The following is a 14,571-nucleotide window of genomic DNA, read 5'->3' as shown; positions in this document are numbered from 1 at the left end:
AGGTTATTTGAACGGGCTTCGCCCCGGAAGCTCGTAACTGTGCATGACCGGAATCAATCCCGGAAGAACGCCACGAAAGGGAAACCAGCTTGGCCCAGACGTTATTTATCCCGAAAGAAAGCGACCCCAATGAAAGCCGTGTCGCGGCGTCGGCGGAGACGGCGAAGAAATTCATCGCGCTCGGTTTCGATGTCGTGGTGGAAAGAGGCGCGGGCGAGAAATCGCGCATTCTCGATGCCGAGTTTACCGCAGCCGGTGCCCGCATCGGCACGGTGGCGGACGCCAGAACGGCGGATGTCGTCCTGAAAGTGCGCCGCCCGTCCGATGCGGAACTGAAAGGGTATAAATCGGGCGCGGCGCTCTTCGCCATGCTCGATCCTTACGGCCATGAAGATGCTGTTGCCGCGCTTGCCAGGGCTGGCATTTCTGCCTTCACGATGGAATTCATGCCGCGCATCACCCGTGCGCAGGTGATGGACGTATTGTCTTCGCAGGCCAATCTCGCCGGTTATCAGGCGGTGATCGATGCGGCGGAAACCTATGACCGCGCCATGCCGATGATGATGACGGCGGCTGGCACCGTGCCTGCCGCCAAGGTGTTCGTGATGGGGGCAGGGGTTGCCGGTCTTCAGGCCATTGCAACGGCCCGTCGCCTTGGGGCCGTCGTGACCGCCACCGACGTTCGCCCGGCTGCGAAGGAACAGGTCGCCTCGCTTGGCGCGAAGTTTATCGCGGTCGAGGATGAAGAGTTCAAGGCAGCGGAAACCGCTGGCGGCTATGCCAAGGAAATGTCGAAGGAATATCAGGCGAAACAGGCGGCACTTGTTGCCGATCATATCGCCAAGCAGGATATCGTCATCACCACGGCGCTCATTCCGGGCCGTCCGGCGCCGCGGCTGGTATCGAAGGAAATGGTTGCTTCGATGCGCCCCGGCTCGGTGCTGGTCGATCTCGCGGTCGAGCGCGGCGGCAATGTCGAAGGCGCTGTCGCTGGCCAGATTGCGGATGTGAACGGCGTCAAGATCGTCGGCCATCTCAACGTTCCGGGCCGCATTGCGGCAAGCGCCTCGCAGCTTTACGCGCGCAACCTGATCGCCTTCGTCGAAACGCTGGTCGACAAGGAAACGAAGCTTCTGAAAATCGATCCGGAAGAAGAACTGGTGAAGGCGACGCTTCTCACCCATCAGGGCAAAATCCTGCATCCGGCTTTTGCCAAGGCTGAGGCAGTACCTGCCGCAACCACGCCAGTTGTTGCAAAGCCGGCTGCAAAACCGAAAGCCGCACCGAAGCCCAGGGCTGCAAAGGCAGAAGTCGTTGCCGATGCAGCGAAACCTGCAGCCCCGAAAACGGCGAAGAAAGCGCATGCAAAAGCACCGAAGGCTGCTGCAAAGTCTTCTTCATCCCCCAAGTCTCCAGTTGATGGAGGAGAGGCATAATGGCCGAAACTAGTCTCGATAAAGCTCTTGAGAGCCTGAACCAGGCCGCAGACGCCGTGCGTCAGGCGGCGGAAAATGCGGGCGGCCTGGGTGATGCGGCGGCTGCTGCCGCGCATGCCGCGTCGGGCGGCGCAATCGATCCGTTCGTGTTCCGCTTCGCGATCTTCATCCTGTCGATTTTCGTCGGCTATTACGTCGTCTGGTCGGTCACGCCCGCGCTGCACACGCCTTTGATGGCTGTTACCAACGCCATTTCATCGGTGATCGTGGTGGGTGCGCTGCTAGCCGTCGGCCTGTCGCTTTCGGGCTGGGCAACCGGCTTCGGTTTCATCGCGCTGATCCTTGCAAGCGTCAACATTTTCGGCGGCTTTCTGGTCACCCAGCGCATGCTCGCCATGTACAAGAAAAAAGAAAAGTGAGGCTGAACGGTCATGAGCGTTAATCTCGCAGCCTTCCTTTATCTCGTCTCCGGCGTGCTGTTCATTCTGGCGCTGCGCGGCCTGTCGCATCCGACAACCAGCCGTCAGGGCAATATGTACGGCATGATCGGCATGGGGATTTCCATCCTCACCACATTGTTGCTGGCGCGTCCGAGCTTCGGCGGTCTGGTCCTGATCGTCATCGGCATCGCCATTGGCGGCGGCATCGGTGCGGTCATCGCGCGCCGCATCGCCATGACGGCCATGCCGCAGCTTGTTGCCGCCTTTCACTCGCTGATCGGTCTTGCCGCTGTTCTGGTGGCCGCTGCCGCGCTTTATTCGCCGCATTCGTTCGGGATTGGCGAAGTGGGCCAGATCCACGGTCAGGCGCTGGTCGAAATGTCGCTTGGCGTCGCCATCGGCGCGATCACCTTCACCGGCTCGATCATCGCCTTTTTGAAGCTCGACGGACGCATGTCGGGCAAGCCGATCATGCTGCCGGGACGCCATGTCATCAATGCGGCTCTGGCCGTGGCGATCGTGCTTTTGATCGTCGTGCTCACCAACACGGAAAGCCATTTCGTGTTCTGGCTGATCGTGCTGCTGGCGCTTGCCTTCGGCGTGCTCATCATCATTCCGATTGGCGGCGCGGACATGCCGGTCGTCGTGTCCATGCTCAATTCCTATTCGGGCTGGGCTGCGGCAGGCATCGGCTTCACGCTCGGCAATCTGGCGCTGATCATCACCGGCGCGCTGGTCGGATCGTCCGGTGCGATCCTCAGCTACATCATGTGCAAGGGCATGAACCGCTCGTTCATCTCGGTCATTCTCGGCGGCTTTGGCGGCGATACATCCGCTGCCAGCGGCGGCGAGGTGGAGCAGCGTCCGGTCAAGCAGGGTTCTGCCGACGATGCGGCCTTCATCATGAAGAACGCTTCGAAAGTCATCATCGTGCCGGGTTATGGCATGGCGGTGGCGCAGGCCCAGCACGCGCTGCGCGAAATGGCCGACAAGCTCAAGGCCGAAGGCGTGGAAGTCAAATATGCCATCCATCCGGTCGCGGGCCGTATGCCGGGGCATATGAACGTGCTTCTGGCCGAAGCCAACGTGCCTTACGATGAAGTGTTCGAACTGGAAGACATCAATTCGGAATTCGCGCAGGCCGATGTTGCCTTCGTGATCGGCGCGAATGACGTCACCAATCCGGCGGCGAAGACCGATCCGAAGTCACCGATCTTCGGCATGCCGATCCTCGATGTCGACAAGGCTGGCACGGTTCTGTTCATCAAGCGCGGCATGGGTTCGGGCTATGCAGGCGTGGAAAACGAGCTGTTCTTCCGCGACAACACCATGATGCTCTTTGCCGACGCGAAGAAGATGGTGGAGAGTATTGTGAAGGCGCTCGATCATTAGGGAAGGCAGTAGGGGAATAGGGCAGTAGGGCAGTATGTTTGACTTGCAAATATACTGTCCGTATCTCCCTTACTCCCTTACTCCCTTAACATACTGCCTTATTGCCCTACTGCCTTACTGCCCTAACATGGCATCCTGCAATGCCCGCAGTTCGGCGATCTTCGAGCCGGGCTTCGGGGCCGCATTGGCATAGGTGATGAGTTCGCCCTTGCGGATCGGCGCGATGACCGTGCCATTCTGCAGCAGGCCGCAGGGGATGGCTTTGGCCGCGCGGGCCTCCGGTGTCGTCATGATCCATGAACGGTAGCAATATTGGCCGATGGCGTCCAGATGATCGCCGGGCCGCAAGTCTTTCTTGGCGACGGCGCACACTTCCGCCACAGGCTTCGGCAGCGGCACCATGTCGGTCTTGCCGTGCAGCACGACCCGGGCAACCGTCAGCGGCACTTCCAGCGAGGTGAGGTGGAAAGGACGGTGGAAGGTGAAATAGGGGCCTTTGCCCATTTTCAGGTCTTCCAGACGCTCCACAAGGCGGGGATGTTCCATCTTGGCGATGACGAAGACGCCGGGCGACACGCCACGTCCGATGGAATAATCGACCACGCCGGTTTTGTTCAGGACGCCGCCGTCCTCCTTCGGGATCAGGGTGCGGTTCAGTTCATCGATTGCTGCCTTGGGGCCGTGCATGCCTGCAATATCCGGCACAAGGCCGGTGGCGTTGGCAATCGCCGCCATTTCGACCATCGTCTTGGAGCCATCGACAAATTCCACCAGCAGGCGGACATTCATGTTCCGGCGGTCGGCCTCCTCCTGATAGTCGTCGGGGATCGCATCGAAATTGAGCGGATTGTTCTTTCCTTTGCCGGCGGCAACGACCTTGTGGCCCATGGCGGAAACGAATTCGATCAGCTCCATGCAGGATGAAGGCTCGTCGCCTGCGCCCAGCGAATAGATCACGCCCTGCCTGTCGGCTTCGGCCTTGAGGTAAGGGCCGATGGTGACATCGGCTTCCACATTCATCATGACGAGGTGCTTGCCGTTGCGGATGGCCTTGATGCCGGTCTCCGCACCCACTTCCGGAATGCCGGTCGCATCGATGATGACATCGAGCAGCGGGTTGGAAAGGATCAGGTCATTGTCGTCGGTGACGGCGATCTTGCCCGCTTCGATGGCGCGGGTCATTGCGGACTGGGTGGCGGTTTCCTGCGCGTTGTCCTCGTCGCCATAGGCGGTGCGGACAGCCTTGAAGGTGTTGGGCAGCCTGCGGGCGGAAAGCGCGCCGACTTCGATGCCCTGCATCCGCGCGACCTGGGTGACGATGTCGGTGCCCATTTCGCCAGCGCCGATAAGACCGATGCGGATCGGCTTGCCGGTTTCAGCCCGCGCCGCGAGATCGCGCGCCAGTCCAACCAGTGCCACATTTGTCGTCATGAAAATCTCCGCAAAATCTCGAAACCCAGCAAGCGAGGTAATTTTGTCACGCTTGTGTTGATATAGGTGCGTAATAGACGAACAGTCTCTATATCAACACTGACGGACGCGCACCTCCAAACTGCGCGACAAAATATGCATGTCACTGGAGCCAAAATGAGCAGCGTTTCCCCCTTCGATCTCGTGATCTTCGATTGCGACGGCGTGCTTGTCGATAGCGAGCCGCTTTCCTGCCTTGCATTCGAGCAGGTCTATGCCGATCACGGCATGAAGCTGCCGGAAGGGACGGTCGCGAAAGGCATCGGCATGAAGCAGGCCGATATCATGAAGATGATCGAGGATATGACCGGGCACCGCCTGCCGGAGGAGGCGACGAACCTGTTCTGGCCCGCGACGAAAATCCTGTTTGCGGAAAGCCTGCAGCCGACCGTGGGTATCGCGGACTTCCTGCGCGAACTGCCGCAGAAGCGCTGCGTGGCTTCGTCGTCGCAGCCGGAGCGCATTGCGTTCAGCCTGGAAAAGACCGGCATCAGCCATTATTTCGGCGATGCTGTCTATTCGTCCAGCATGGTCAAGCGCGGCAAGCCGGCGCCGGACCTGTTCCTGTTTGCTGCGACCAGGATGGGCGTCGATCCGGCGCGTTGCGTGGTGATCGAGGATTCGCCTTTCGGGGTGGAAGGCGCCATTGCGGCAGGCATGACGGCATTCGGCTATACGGGCGGCGGGCACACCTATGAGGGCCATGCAGAAAAACTGGCGGGCAAGGGTGCGCATCAGGTTTTCTCGCATTGGGATGATATTGCACGGGAAATTCTGGTTGCCGCCTAAGTGTCTGATCCAAAAGTAGCCATGCCAGACTGCAAATGGCAATTTCTGCGCTTCCGGTGCTCATGTACATTTAAGTACATTGCGCTCCGGTTCTCGAAATCACCATTTTCGCCATGGCCTGCCACTTTTTGATTCAGACACCAGGCTTTATTGGTTAAACACAAGGCAAATCACATCAGCAGGAATAGCCAGCGAATGAAAGACGCAATCACGCTCGACCAGTTGCGCGAGGCAATCGGCACGGAAATCGGATGTTCGGAGTGGCGCGAAGTCACGCAGGAAATGATCAACCAGTTCGCGGATGCGACCGATGATCACCAGTTCATCCATGTCGATCCGGAACGCGCCGCGAAGGAAACGCCTTTCGGCGGCACCATCGCGCATGGCTTCCTGACGCTGTCGCTGCTTTCGACGCTGGCCTATGAGGCGCTGCCGATGCTGGAAGGCGCAACGATGGGCATCAATTACGGCTTCGACAAGCTGCGCTTCCTGTCGCCGGTCAAGACGGGCTCCCGCGTGCGCGCCCGTTTCAAACTGGCGGATGCGGATATCCGTCCGTCGGGCCGCGTGGTCAATCACTATGATGTGACGCTCGAAATCGAAAACTCGCTGAAGCCCGCGCTGACGGCGACCTGGCTGACGATTGCCGTGGTGGAGCCGCCCGAAGGCTAAGCAATCGGGGTTCAAGCCGCTTCGCGATACGAAACCGGAAGCCGTCCTTCTTCATCGAGAGGGGCGGCTTTTCCCTTATGCCCGGTCATCAGGTCGCGGAAGAAGAACGGGCCGTGCAGGAACATGCCGAAATCGTAGAAATTCTTCTTCTCCGCACCGCGCATATAAAGAAGGTGCATCAGGAAGAAATTGCCCTTCGAGCGCTTGTAGCGGTTTTCGCTATGCACGTGCTTGAAGCGGATGCGGTTGATGAGCGGCGGATTGGCGGTCTTCAGCTTCAGGACCTTTGCCGGGTCCGAACCGTAGAAGTGGATGATGTCGGTCAGCACCTGGAATTCCGACCACAGGACGGGGCTTTCCTCGATCACCACGCGCACATCCTCGCGCAGGGATTTTGCCCTGGGATGCAGCGCGATCATCATCAGGCATGAGCCGATGGCGAGCATCGAAACCGGCTGTTTTTTCAGAAGGTCGGGGCGTTCGCGCTGGAGATCGGCGAGCGCTTCCACCGCCGGAACCGTGCCAAGGCTATGCGCGACAATGACGACTTCATCGGCATTGCTGGCCTCGATCTTCCGTTTCAGGGCTTCGGCAAAAGCCTTGCGCCGCTGGTTGAGCTTCTCGTTGCGGCCATGGATACGATCATAGGCCGCGGACCAGTCGTCGAGCAGATAGGACATGAAAAACCGGTCGCCGGGCTTGCGCACCAGCAAGGTGGCGATGAAGACGGCCAGCGGTGTCGACCAGAAAAGATGCAGGGCCGAGAGACCCGCCACCAGCGGTGCAAGGGCGATCAGCGCGGCGACGGCCAGAATCGCCAGCGACAGCAGGAACGGCCACAGGAAAAACAGGACGAAGCGCCAGCTCGTCGTCAGATAGCGCAACAGCGTTCCGGTGAAGAGGATGTTCAGGAAGGCGTGAAAGCCGGTCAGCATGCGCTTCGGCGTCGAGCGCGCGGCGTAATCGTCGAAAATATCGGCAGTGCCGAACTGGCAGAACTCGGTTTCCGTCTGCCAGCCATTACCCGTGGTTAGGGCGGTCGTCGTGCCGCAATCGTCAGGCTCGTCCACCATGGGCGGGAGCCTGGTCCTGGCGTTCCACAGGCGGTCGAAATCCTTCAATGCCTGCGCATGGCGCACGCGGACGGCCTTGGGATGCAGGCCTTCATAGCCTGTGAACTGGATAACGAGTCGCTTGCGGAGGGGCATAAGGAGAATCGGATATAATAAGAGGAGGCATCATCGGTTTGCTGGCAAAGTGCTATGGGGTGCCATTAAGGCCGATTTATGCGAGAAACCCGTGCGGCTTAGCCTATTCGCACGGTCGCGGCCATAGTAAATCGTGCGCAAGCCGGTATTTCGCGCAAGCCGGTGGGCAAAGTTGCATCTTGATGTGGACAGGCGAGGCTCTTTCTGATAATAGCCACGACCAATTTGCAGCGTATCCGTTGCGAAGCTTGGGAGCCTTTGGGCGTTGATCGGCCGGTCAGACCGGCTGAAATCGTTAAAAGACCCCCTAACGGCCTCAGGCTTAACCGAAATTCTAACCGATACGGGAATACACGTGCAGGTACTCGTCCGCGATAATAATGTTGATCAGGCTCTCCGCGCTCTCAAGAAAAAGATGCAGCGCGAAGGTATCTTCCGCGAAATGAAGATGCGCGGCCACTATGAAAAGCCGTCCGAAAAGCGCGCCCGCGAAAAGGCAGAAGCCGTTCGTCGCGCACGCAAGCTGGCCCGCAAGCGCGCTCAGCGTGAAGGCCTCGTCGGCGGCCGCGCCGGCGCTCGCTGATCGACCTTGAAATCAGGCGCTGTTGAACAGCGCCTTTTCTGCTTTCCGGTGTCGGCTTTCGCCTGCGCCGGATTTTGCATGTTTTGACTTCAGTTTGCGTGTTCGTTTCCGATGTGAAACGAAGGGTCGACATGACCACGGCAGACATATTTCTTTATCCTGCTTCCATTTTTAATGCAGCGTTACGAAAAGTTTCTGGACTTATCGGGCGTCATTATGTGTAAAAACAAATAATTAGGATATCCGCCTGTGCGGCGCGCCATCCAGAGATAAAACAAGCGCAAGACAATGCCGCCTTTTTGCTGTTTTTATCTGCTGGTTGGGGCCAGTATAGTGCCGTAACAGGCAGAATAGTCCGGCAGGAGCAAGCCCTTGAGGGCGGGCTGGCCACGGGATGGAGAAGAAGCAATAGGGTCTTGGCACCCGATGCGAGCTGAAAGGAATGCAGTCGTTGCCCACGCGCTTGAAGATGATGCAATCGTCTGGAACGAAAGTTTCGGGAATTGAGGCATTGGGTGGAACAGGCCGGAACGGCCTTCTCATTGCCACCGCACTTCTGGCTTTAACCATTGCGGGCTGCCAAAGCTCCACGACCGCGCTCAGCACGGTGGACAAGGCGCAAGGGTCGAGCGAGAACATCAGTTCGCTGACGAGCGTGATCCAGAGCAATCCACGCGATCCGGAAGGCTATAATGTGCGCGGGTCAGCCTATGGCAAGTCCGGCCGCTACAAGGAAGCGCTGCGCGACTTCGACCAGGCAATTGCGCTCAACCCGAATTTCTATCAGGCCTATGCCAACCGCGCGCTGGTCTATCGCTATATGGGCGACAGCACCAAGGCCGCGCAGGATTACAGCAAGGCCATCCAGCTCAATCCGCAATATGACGCCGCCTATATCGGGCGCGGCAATGTCTATCGTCAGGCAGGCCGTCTCGATCAGGCGCTGAGCGACTTCAATCAAGCCATCGCCCTGCAGACGACCGACGGTCGCGCCTATCACAATCGCGGCCTGATCTATCAGGCGAAAGGCCAGCACAAGCAGGCCATCGAGGATTTCTCGAAGGCGGTCTCGCTGAATTCCACCGCGCCGGAGCCTTATAATGGCCGCGGCATTTCTTATGTGGCGCTCGGCGATTACGACAACGCCTTCGACGACTTCAACACCGCCATCACGCTCGACCAGAACGTGGCGGAAAGCTGGGCCAATCAGGCGCTTGTCTATGAGCATAACGGCGACAAGGCCAAGGCTGCCAATTCCTATTCACGCGCCGTGCAGCTTGACCCGAAATACCAGCCTGCAAAGGATGGTCTGGCCCGCACGCGCGGATAACCTTCCATATAGCGAAGTATTGAAGATTGATGGCGGCGCTTTTCAAATTGGGAAGCGCCGCTTTTCTTTGTAATTGGCCGCGATATATTGCATCTCATGTCGCTCTTCGATCACATCGGTTTCAAAGCCCGCAACGTCAACCGCAGCCTTTCGTTTTACGAAAGCTGCATGCCCGAACTTGGCCTTGAGGTCATTGCCCGTTCCGGCAGCGGCTTCTTCGTCAGCGGGGGAGAGCGGGCGCCGGTTCCGTTTCTGTGGATCCACGGCAGTGCCGATGGGGTAGCCGACGGCGAGGACAAGCCCGGCGACCGCCTGCACCTGATGTTTACCGCCGGAAGCCGCGAGGCCGTGGAGGCGTTTCATCAGGCAGCGCTCGAGGCAGGCGGCAGGGATAGCGGCGGACCCGCCTATCAGGGGCCGGAAGAGATGGGCTATTATGCGGCACTGGTCTTCGACCCCGACGGAAACACGCTGGAAGCGGGTTTCCGTGAGAGGAAGAGATAGGGATCAGGCCCGCAGGTTGCGCTTGTCGAGACGGCTTACCAGCCGGTCGCCGATCCACTGGATGCCGCAAACCATGATGATGAGAATGATCACGACCGCGATCATGATCTGCGTCTCGAAGCGCTGATAGCCGTAGCGGATGGCAAGGTCGCCAAGCCCGCCCGCGCCAATGGCGCCCGCCATTGCCGATGCGCCGACAAGCGTGATGATCGTGACCGTGAAGCCCGCGACGATGCCCGGCAGGGCTTCGGGCACCAGCACTTCGCGCACGATGGTCCAGCGGTTGGCGCCCATGGAGCGGGCGGCTTCGATGAGGCCATGATCGACTTCACGCAGCGACACTTCCGCAATGCGCGCATAATAGGGGATCGCGGCGATGGACAGCGGCACGATGGAGGCCCATGTGCCGATGGACGTGCCGACGATGAAGCGCGTGACGGGGATGAGCGCCACCAGCAGGATGATGAACGGAACCGAGCGGAAGCCGTTGATGATGGCGCCGAGGATCGTGTTGACCGTCAGGTTCTGGGCAAGGCCGCCACGCTCCGTCAGGATCATGATGAGGGCGAGCGGAAGGCCGACGACGAGCGAAATCAGGCTCGAAAAGCCGGTCATGATGATGGTCTCCCAGAAGGAGCGCCAGAGAAGATCAAGCATCGCCTGAGACATAGCCGAGTACCTCCGTGGCGTCTGCATGGGTGTCGAGATAGGTGATGGCGGCGTCAAGCTTCGCCTTTTCCTGTGCGGGCAGGCCGATGAAGAGCGTGCCGACCGGCTCGCCCTGGATCGTGTCCATGCCGCCATGGATCAGTTGCGGCGCTATCTGGGTGGCGGCTGCGATGTCATTGAAGAACGCGCCTTTTGCCGCCGCGCCTGAAAGTCTGACTTTCAGCACGGCAAGATTGCCCGAATTTTGCAGCCGGTCGCGCCAGACGACAGGCAGTTCCGGCGTCAGCACCTGCAACATGCTCTGCGTCACAGGCGATTGCGGATTGGCGAAGACTTTCCAGACCGGGCCTTCCTCGGCGATCATGCCGTGGTCAAGCACGATCACGCGGTCGGCAATGCGGCGGATGACTTCCATCTCATGCGTGATGAGCAGGATGGTAAGGCCGAGCTTGGTGTTGATGTCTTTCAGCAGGGCCAGAATGGACTGTGTGGTTTCCGGATCGAGCGCGGATGTCGCCTCGTCGGAAAGCAGCACGGCGGGTTCGGCGGCAAGCGCACGCGCGATGCCGACACGCTGTTTCTGGCCGCCGGAAAGCTGGGCCGGATAATGCGTCGCCTTGTCGGAAAGGCCGACCAGTTCCAGAAGTTCGGCCACGCGCCGGGCGCGTTCTGCCTTCGGCTTGCCCGCGATCTTCAGCGGCAAGGCGATGTTTTCGGCAACGGTCTTGGCGGAAAGCAGGTTGAAATGCTGGAACACCATGCCGATGCGGCGGCGTACCGGGCGCAGCGCATCTTCGCCAAGGCCGGTGATTTCACGGCCTTCGATCAGGATCGAACCGGTATCCGGCTTTTCAAGGCCGTTGACGCAGCGGATCAGCGTGGACTTGCCCGCGCCGCTGCGGCCGATGATGCCGAGGATTTCGCCGCGTGAGACCGAAAGCGAAACGCCGTTGATGGCTGCCGTTTCGCCGAACATTCGGCGCACGTCTTTCATCTCGACGATGGGCGCTGATGCGGCGGGTGGCTTTTCAATGGTCACGGGCGTTTCTTCTATGTCTGGATAGGCCGCTGCGGGCAGCGGCCTGGTTCATTCGATAAGGCTTCCGTGTCTGTTTCAAAAGTCGCCATACCGGGTTGCAAATGGCGTCTTTCTGCGCTTCCGGTGCTCATGTACTCTCAAGTACACTCCGCTCCGGTTTTCGAAAACCACCATTTTCGCCACGGCCCGGCGCTTTTTGATTCAGACACTCAAGGAAGGATGATGCCTGGCTCAAGCCATCAGCTTTTGCTGTGGCGATGCTTTAGGGCAATTTTTGTCCGCACGTCAACAAAAGCCGCGCCGGAAACGGTTCCGGCGCGGGTTTTCCAACTCCTGGATGATCAGTTCCAGGCCGGGATGCCGGTGCCCTTGTAGGCGCGGTCGAGTTCGGCCTTCACGGCGTCGTTCTGGAACGAAGCCACGAGGTTCTTCACCCATTCGGCGTTTTCATCTTCGGTGCGCACCGCGATGAAGTTGTTGTACGGGTTGTTTTCCTTCGATTCCCAGCCGATTGCCTCTTCCTTCTTGAGGCCGGCCTTTGCGGCCCAGTCGTTGTTCACGATGGCTGCATCGAGGTCGTCGATGGAACGGCCGACGACACCGGCGTCGAGTTCCTTGATCTCAAGCTTCTTCGGGTTTTCGACGATATCGATCGGGGTTGCCAGAATGCCTGCATCCGGCTTCAGCTTGATGAGGCCCTTTTCTTCCAGCACGCGCAGCGCGCGGCCTTCGTTCGACGGATCGTTCGGCACGCCGACGACAGCGCCTTCCTTCAGATCATCAAGGCTCTTGTGCTTGCGGGAATAGATGCCGATCGGCCAGACGGCGGTATAGCCGGCAACGGAAATCTTGTAGCCGTGCTGCTTGATCTGCTCGTCCAGATAAGGCTTGTGCTGGAAGGCGTTGGCGTCGATTTCCTTGCGTTCCAGAGCTTCGTTCGGCTGGTTGTAGTCGTTGAAGGTCACGCGCTCGATGTTGAGGCCGTGCTTCTTGCCTTCTTCGGCGACGACTTTCCAGACGTCTTCGTCTTCACCGCCCATGATGCCGACCTTGATGGTCTTGTCTTCCGCGTGGCTCGGGGCCGACGCGAAGCCGACGGTCAGTGCGGCTGCGGTGAAGAGAAGGGCTTTCAGACCGGCGCGGCGGGTCAGTGTATAGCGGGAAAGGACTGACGACATTTTGTTTTCCTTGTTCAAAGACTTTGGAGAGCCGGTCCCGGAAAGCGATCTTTTGAGATGATCTTTCTCCCCCTGCCCACCTTGTTGCCGATAATTCCCTTTTGTCGGGCAATAAACAAGGAAAATTATTTCAGAATTCGCCGAGGCGATAATGCCGAAATTGCGTTCACGAGACGGTGAGCGGATTGCCATTTCCGCTCTTCCGGCTTGCTTATCCATTGTCAGCAATAATCATCTGCGCGGCCTTCTCGGCGATCATGAGAGTGGGCGAGTTGGTGTTGCCGGACGTGATGGTCGGCATGACCGAAGCGTCGGCAACGCGCAGGCCCGCAATGCCGTTGAAGCGCAGGCGCGGATCGACGATTGCTTCCGCGTCCTGCCCCATGCGGCAGGTGCCGACGGGGTGGAAGATCGTCGTGCCGATATCGCCCGCCGCCTTTTCCAGCTGTTCCTGCGTTTCGTAGGCAGGGCCGGGCTTGAATTCCTCAGGATGGAATTTCTGCAAGGGCGGCTGCGCCACGATATGGCGGGTGAGGCGGATGGCGTCGGCGGCGACACGGCGGTCGCTCTCGGTGGCGAGATAATTCGGCCTGATCGCCGGTTGTGTCCGGTGGTCCGGCGACTTTATGTGGATCGAGCCGCGGCTGTCGGGGCGCAGATTGCACACGCTTGCCGTAAAGGCGGGGAAGGGGTGCACGGCCTCGCCGAATTTTTCGAGGCTGAGCGGCTGCACGTGATATTGCAGATTGGCGGTTTCGTAGGACGGGTCGGAGCGGGTGAATACACCAAGCTGGCTTGGAGCCATGGACATGGGGCCGGAGCGGCGCAGGAAATATTCAAGCCCGATCATGGCCTTGCCAACCAGCTTGCTTGCCTTCTCGTTCAGCGTCGGGATGCCGGTGACCTTGTAGGCGCAGCGCAATTGCAGGTGATCCTGCAGGTTTTCGCCGAGCTGCCTGCGCTCCAGCTTGACCGGGATGCCTGCCTGCTGCAGCACATCACCGCGCCCGATGCCCGACAATTCAAGGATTTGCGGCGAACCGACCGCACCGGCGGCGAGAATGACTTCGCGCCGTGCCTTCACTGTCCGGGTCGTGCCGTTCTGGTCGAAGGTGACGCCGGTGGCGCGCAAGTCCTCGATCTCGATGCGGCGGACATGCGCGCCGGTTTCAACGGTCAGGTTCTTGCGACCCAGCGCCGGGCGCAGAAAGGCCTTGGCGGTGTTCCAGCGGATGCCGCGCTTCTGGTTGACCTTGAAATAGGAGACGCCTTCATTGTCTCCGCGATTGAAATCGTCGGTGGCGGGGATGCCCGCAGAGACTGCCGCGTCGCGGAAGGCATCGAGGATATCCCAGTGCAGGCGGGCGCTCTCGACACGCCATTCGCCGCCCGCGCCATGCAGGTCGCTTGCACCGGCAAAATAGTCTTCCGATTTCCTGAAGAGCGGCAGGACATCGTCCCAGCCCCAGCCGTCGCATCCGGCCTGACGCCAAAGGTCGTAATCGCGGGCCTGGCCGCGCATATAGATCATGCCGTTGATGGACGAGCAGCCGCCCAGCACCTTGCCGCGCGGATAGCCGAGCGAACGGCCGTTCAGTCCCGCTTCGGCTTCCGTGGTGAAGCACCAGTCGGTGCGCGGATTGCCGATGCAATAGAGATAGCCGACGGGGATGTGAATCCAGGCATAATTGTCCTTTCCGCCCGCCTCAAGCAGCAGCACGGAACGGTTCTGGTCTGCGGAGAGCCGGTTCGCGAGGGCGCAACCTGCCGTGCCCGCGCCAACCACGATGTAATCGTAGGTGTCGGTCATGATCTCATATCCAGTAAAAGGTGGGGGCCGCCGGACGCGCGGGCGGCCCCG

The 14,571-nt window shown here is 59.7% G+C and carries 14 protein-coding genes; 8 read left to right on the top strand and 6 right to left on the bottom strand.

The window, feature by feature from the left end; translation table 11 throughout:
- Nucleotides 1-89 precede the first annotated feature (89 nt).
- The 3 genes from ABWW28_RS13310 to ABWW28_RS13300 are packed head-to-tail and all read left to right on the top strand — an operon-like array spanning nt 90 to nt 3,268.
- Nucleotides 90-1,436 (top strand): Re/Si-specific NAD(P)(+) transhydrogenase subunit alpha, encoded by a 1,347-nt coding sequence (locus ABWW28_RS13310; RefSeq protein ID WP_021587084.1) that lies wholly within the window; start codon nt 90-92, stop codon nt 1,434-1,436.
- On the top strand, nt 1,436-1,855 hold the full coding sequence (locus tag ABWW28_RS13305; protein ID WP_021587083.1) for a proton-translocating transhydrogenase family protein: 420 nt from the start codon (nt 1,436-1,438) through the stop codon (nt 1,853-1,855). The genes ABWW28_RS13310 and ABWW28_RS13305 overlap by 1 nt, the downstream gene beginning before the upstream one ends.
- 12 nt (nt 1,856-1,867) lie before the next feature.
- A complete protein-coding gene (locus ABWW28_RS13300; protein WP_021587082.1) occupies nt 1,868-3,268 on the top strand; it encodes an NAD(P)(+) transhydrogenase (Re/Si-specific) subunit beta in 1,401 nt (466 codons plus the stop codon).
- Between the two features lie 114 nt (nt 3,269-3,382).
- Here ABWW28_RS13300 and ABWW28_RS13295 read toward each other — a convergent pair whose 3' ends face one another.
- Nucleotides 3,383-4,699, bottom strand: a complete 1,317-nt coding sequence (locus tag ABWW28_RS13295) for a 1-deoxy-D-ribulose 5-phosphate reductoisomerase (RefSeq protein WP_021587081.1) — start codon at nt 4,697-4,699, stop codon at nt 3,383-3,385.
- A gap of 156 nt (nt 4,700-4,855) precedes the next feature.
- Between ABWW28_RS13295 and ABWW28_RS13290 the strand changes: the two genes are divergently transcribed.
- Both ABWW28_RS13290 and ABWW28_RS13285 read left to right on the top strand, forming a co-directional pair.
- Nucleotides 4,856-5,527: an HAD family hydrolase gene (locus tag ABWW28_RS13290; RefSeq protein ID WP_021587080.1), complete on the top strand. Its 672-nt coding sequence runs from the start codon at nt 4,856-4,858 to the stop codon at nt 5,525-5,527.
- Between the two features lie 195 nt (nt 5,528-5,722).
- The gene (locus ABWW28_RS13285) at nt 5,723-6,199 is read left to right on the top strand and encodes a MaoC family dehydratase (protein WP_006471187.1); all 477 of its coding nucleotides are present in this window, start codon (nt 5,723-5,725) and stop codon (nt 6,197-6,199) included.
- Nucleotides 6,200-6,210: 11 nt separating this feature from the next.
- Here ABWW28_RS13285 and ABWW28_RS13280 read toward each other — a convergent pair whose 3' ends face one another.
- Nucleotides 6,211-7,407, bottom strand: coding sequence for a hypothetical protein (locus ABWW28_RS13280; RefSeq protein ID WP_021587079.1), 1,197 nt, complete (start codon nt 7,405-7,407; stop codon nt 6,211-6,213).
- Between the two features lie 355 nt (nt 7,408-7,762).
- Between ABWW28_RS13280 and rpsU the strand changes: the two genes are divergently transcribed.
- From rpsU to ABWW28_RS13265, 3 genes are all read left to right on the top strand, one after another.
- Nucleotides 7,763-7,990 (top strand): 30S ribosomal protein S21, encoded by a 228-nt coding sequence (rpsU, locus tag ABWW28_RS13275; protein ID WP_006471186.1) that lies wholly within the window; start codon nt 7,763-7,765, stop codon nt 7,988-7,990.
- A 442-nt stretch (nt 7,991-8,432) separates the two neighbouring features.
- Entirely contained in the window at nt 8,433-9,320 is an 888-nt protein-coding gene (locus tag ABWW28_RS13270) for a tetratricopeptide repeat protein (RefSeq protein WP_021587078.1), read from the top strand.
- Between the two features lie 96 nt (nt 9,321-9,416).
- A complete protein-coding gene (locus tag ABWW28_RS13265; protein WP_025090834.1) occupies nt 9,417-9,824 on the top strand; it encodes a VOC family protein in 408 nt (135 codons plus the stop codon).
- Between the two features lie 3 nt (nt 9,825-9,827).
- Here the strand turns inward: ABWW28_RS13265 and ABWW28_RS13260 are convergent, their stop codons facing one another.
- The 4 genes from ABWW28_RS13260 to ABWW28_RS13245 all read right to left on the bottom strand — a co-directional run bounded on the left by ABWW28_RS13260 (nt 9,828) and on the right by ABWW28_RS13245 (nt 14,520).
- Nucleotides 9,828-10,493, bottom strand: a complete 666-nt coding sequence (locus ABWW28_RS13260) for a methionine ABC transporter permease (RefSeq protein ID WP_006471185.1) — start codon at nt 10,491-10,493, stop codon at nt 9,828-9,830.
- Nucleotides 10,474-11,532 (bottom strand): methionine ABC transporter ATP-binding protein, encoded by a 1,059-nt coding sequence (locus ABWW28_RS13255; RefSeq protein ID WP_006467533.1) that lies wholly within the window; start codon nt 11,530-11,532, stop codon nt 10,474-10,476. The genes ABWW28_RS13260 and ABWW28_RS13255 overlap by 20 nt, the downstream gene beginning before the upstream one ends.
- Before the next feature lie 341 nt (nt 11,533-11,873).
- Nucleotides 11,874-12,710 (bottom strand): MetQ/NlpA family ABC transporter substrate-binding protein, encoded by an 837-nt coding sequence (locus ABWW28_RS13250; protein WP_031346837.1) that lies wholly within the window; start codon nt 12,708-12,710, stop codon nt 11,874-11,876.
- A 211-nt stretch (nt 12,711-12,921) separates the two neighbouring features.
- On the bottom strand, nt 12,922-14,520 hold the full coding sequence (locus tag ABWW28_RS13245) for a GMC family oxidoreductase (protein ID WP_021587073.1): 1,599 nt from the start codon (nt 14,518-14,520) through the stop codon (nt 12,922-12,924).
- Between the last annotated feature and the right edge of the window lie 51 nt (nt 14,521-14,571).

The sequence above is a fragment of the Brucella sp. NBRC 14130 genome (assembly GCF_040371715.1).
Classification (GTDB): domain Bacteria; phylum Pseudomonadota; class Alphaproteobacteria; order Rhizobiales; family Rhizobiaceae; genus Brucella; species Brucella intermedia.
Note: the sequence above shows the minus strand (reverse complement) of the source record. Positions and strands in the feature narration are given on the sequence as shown.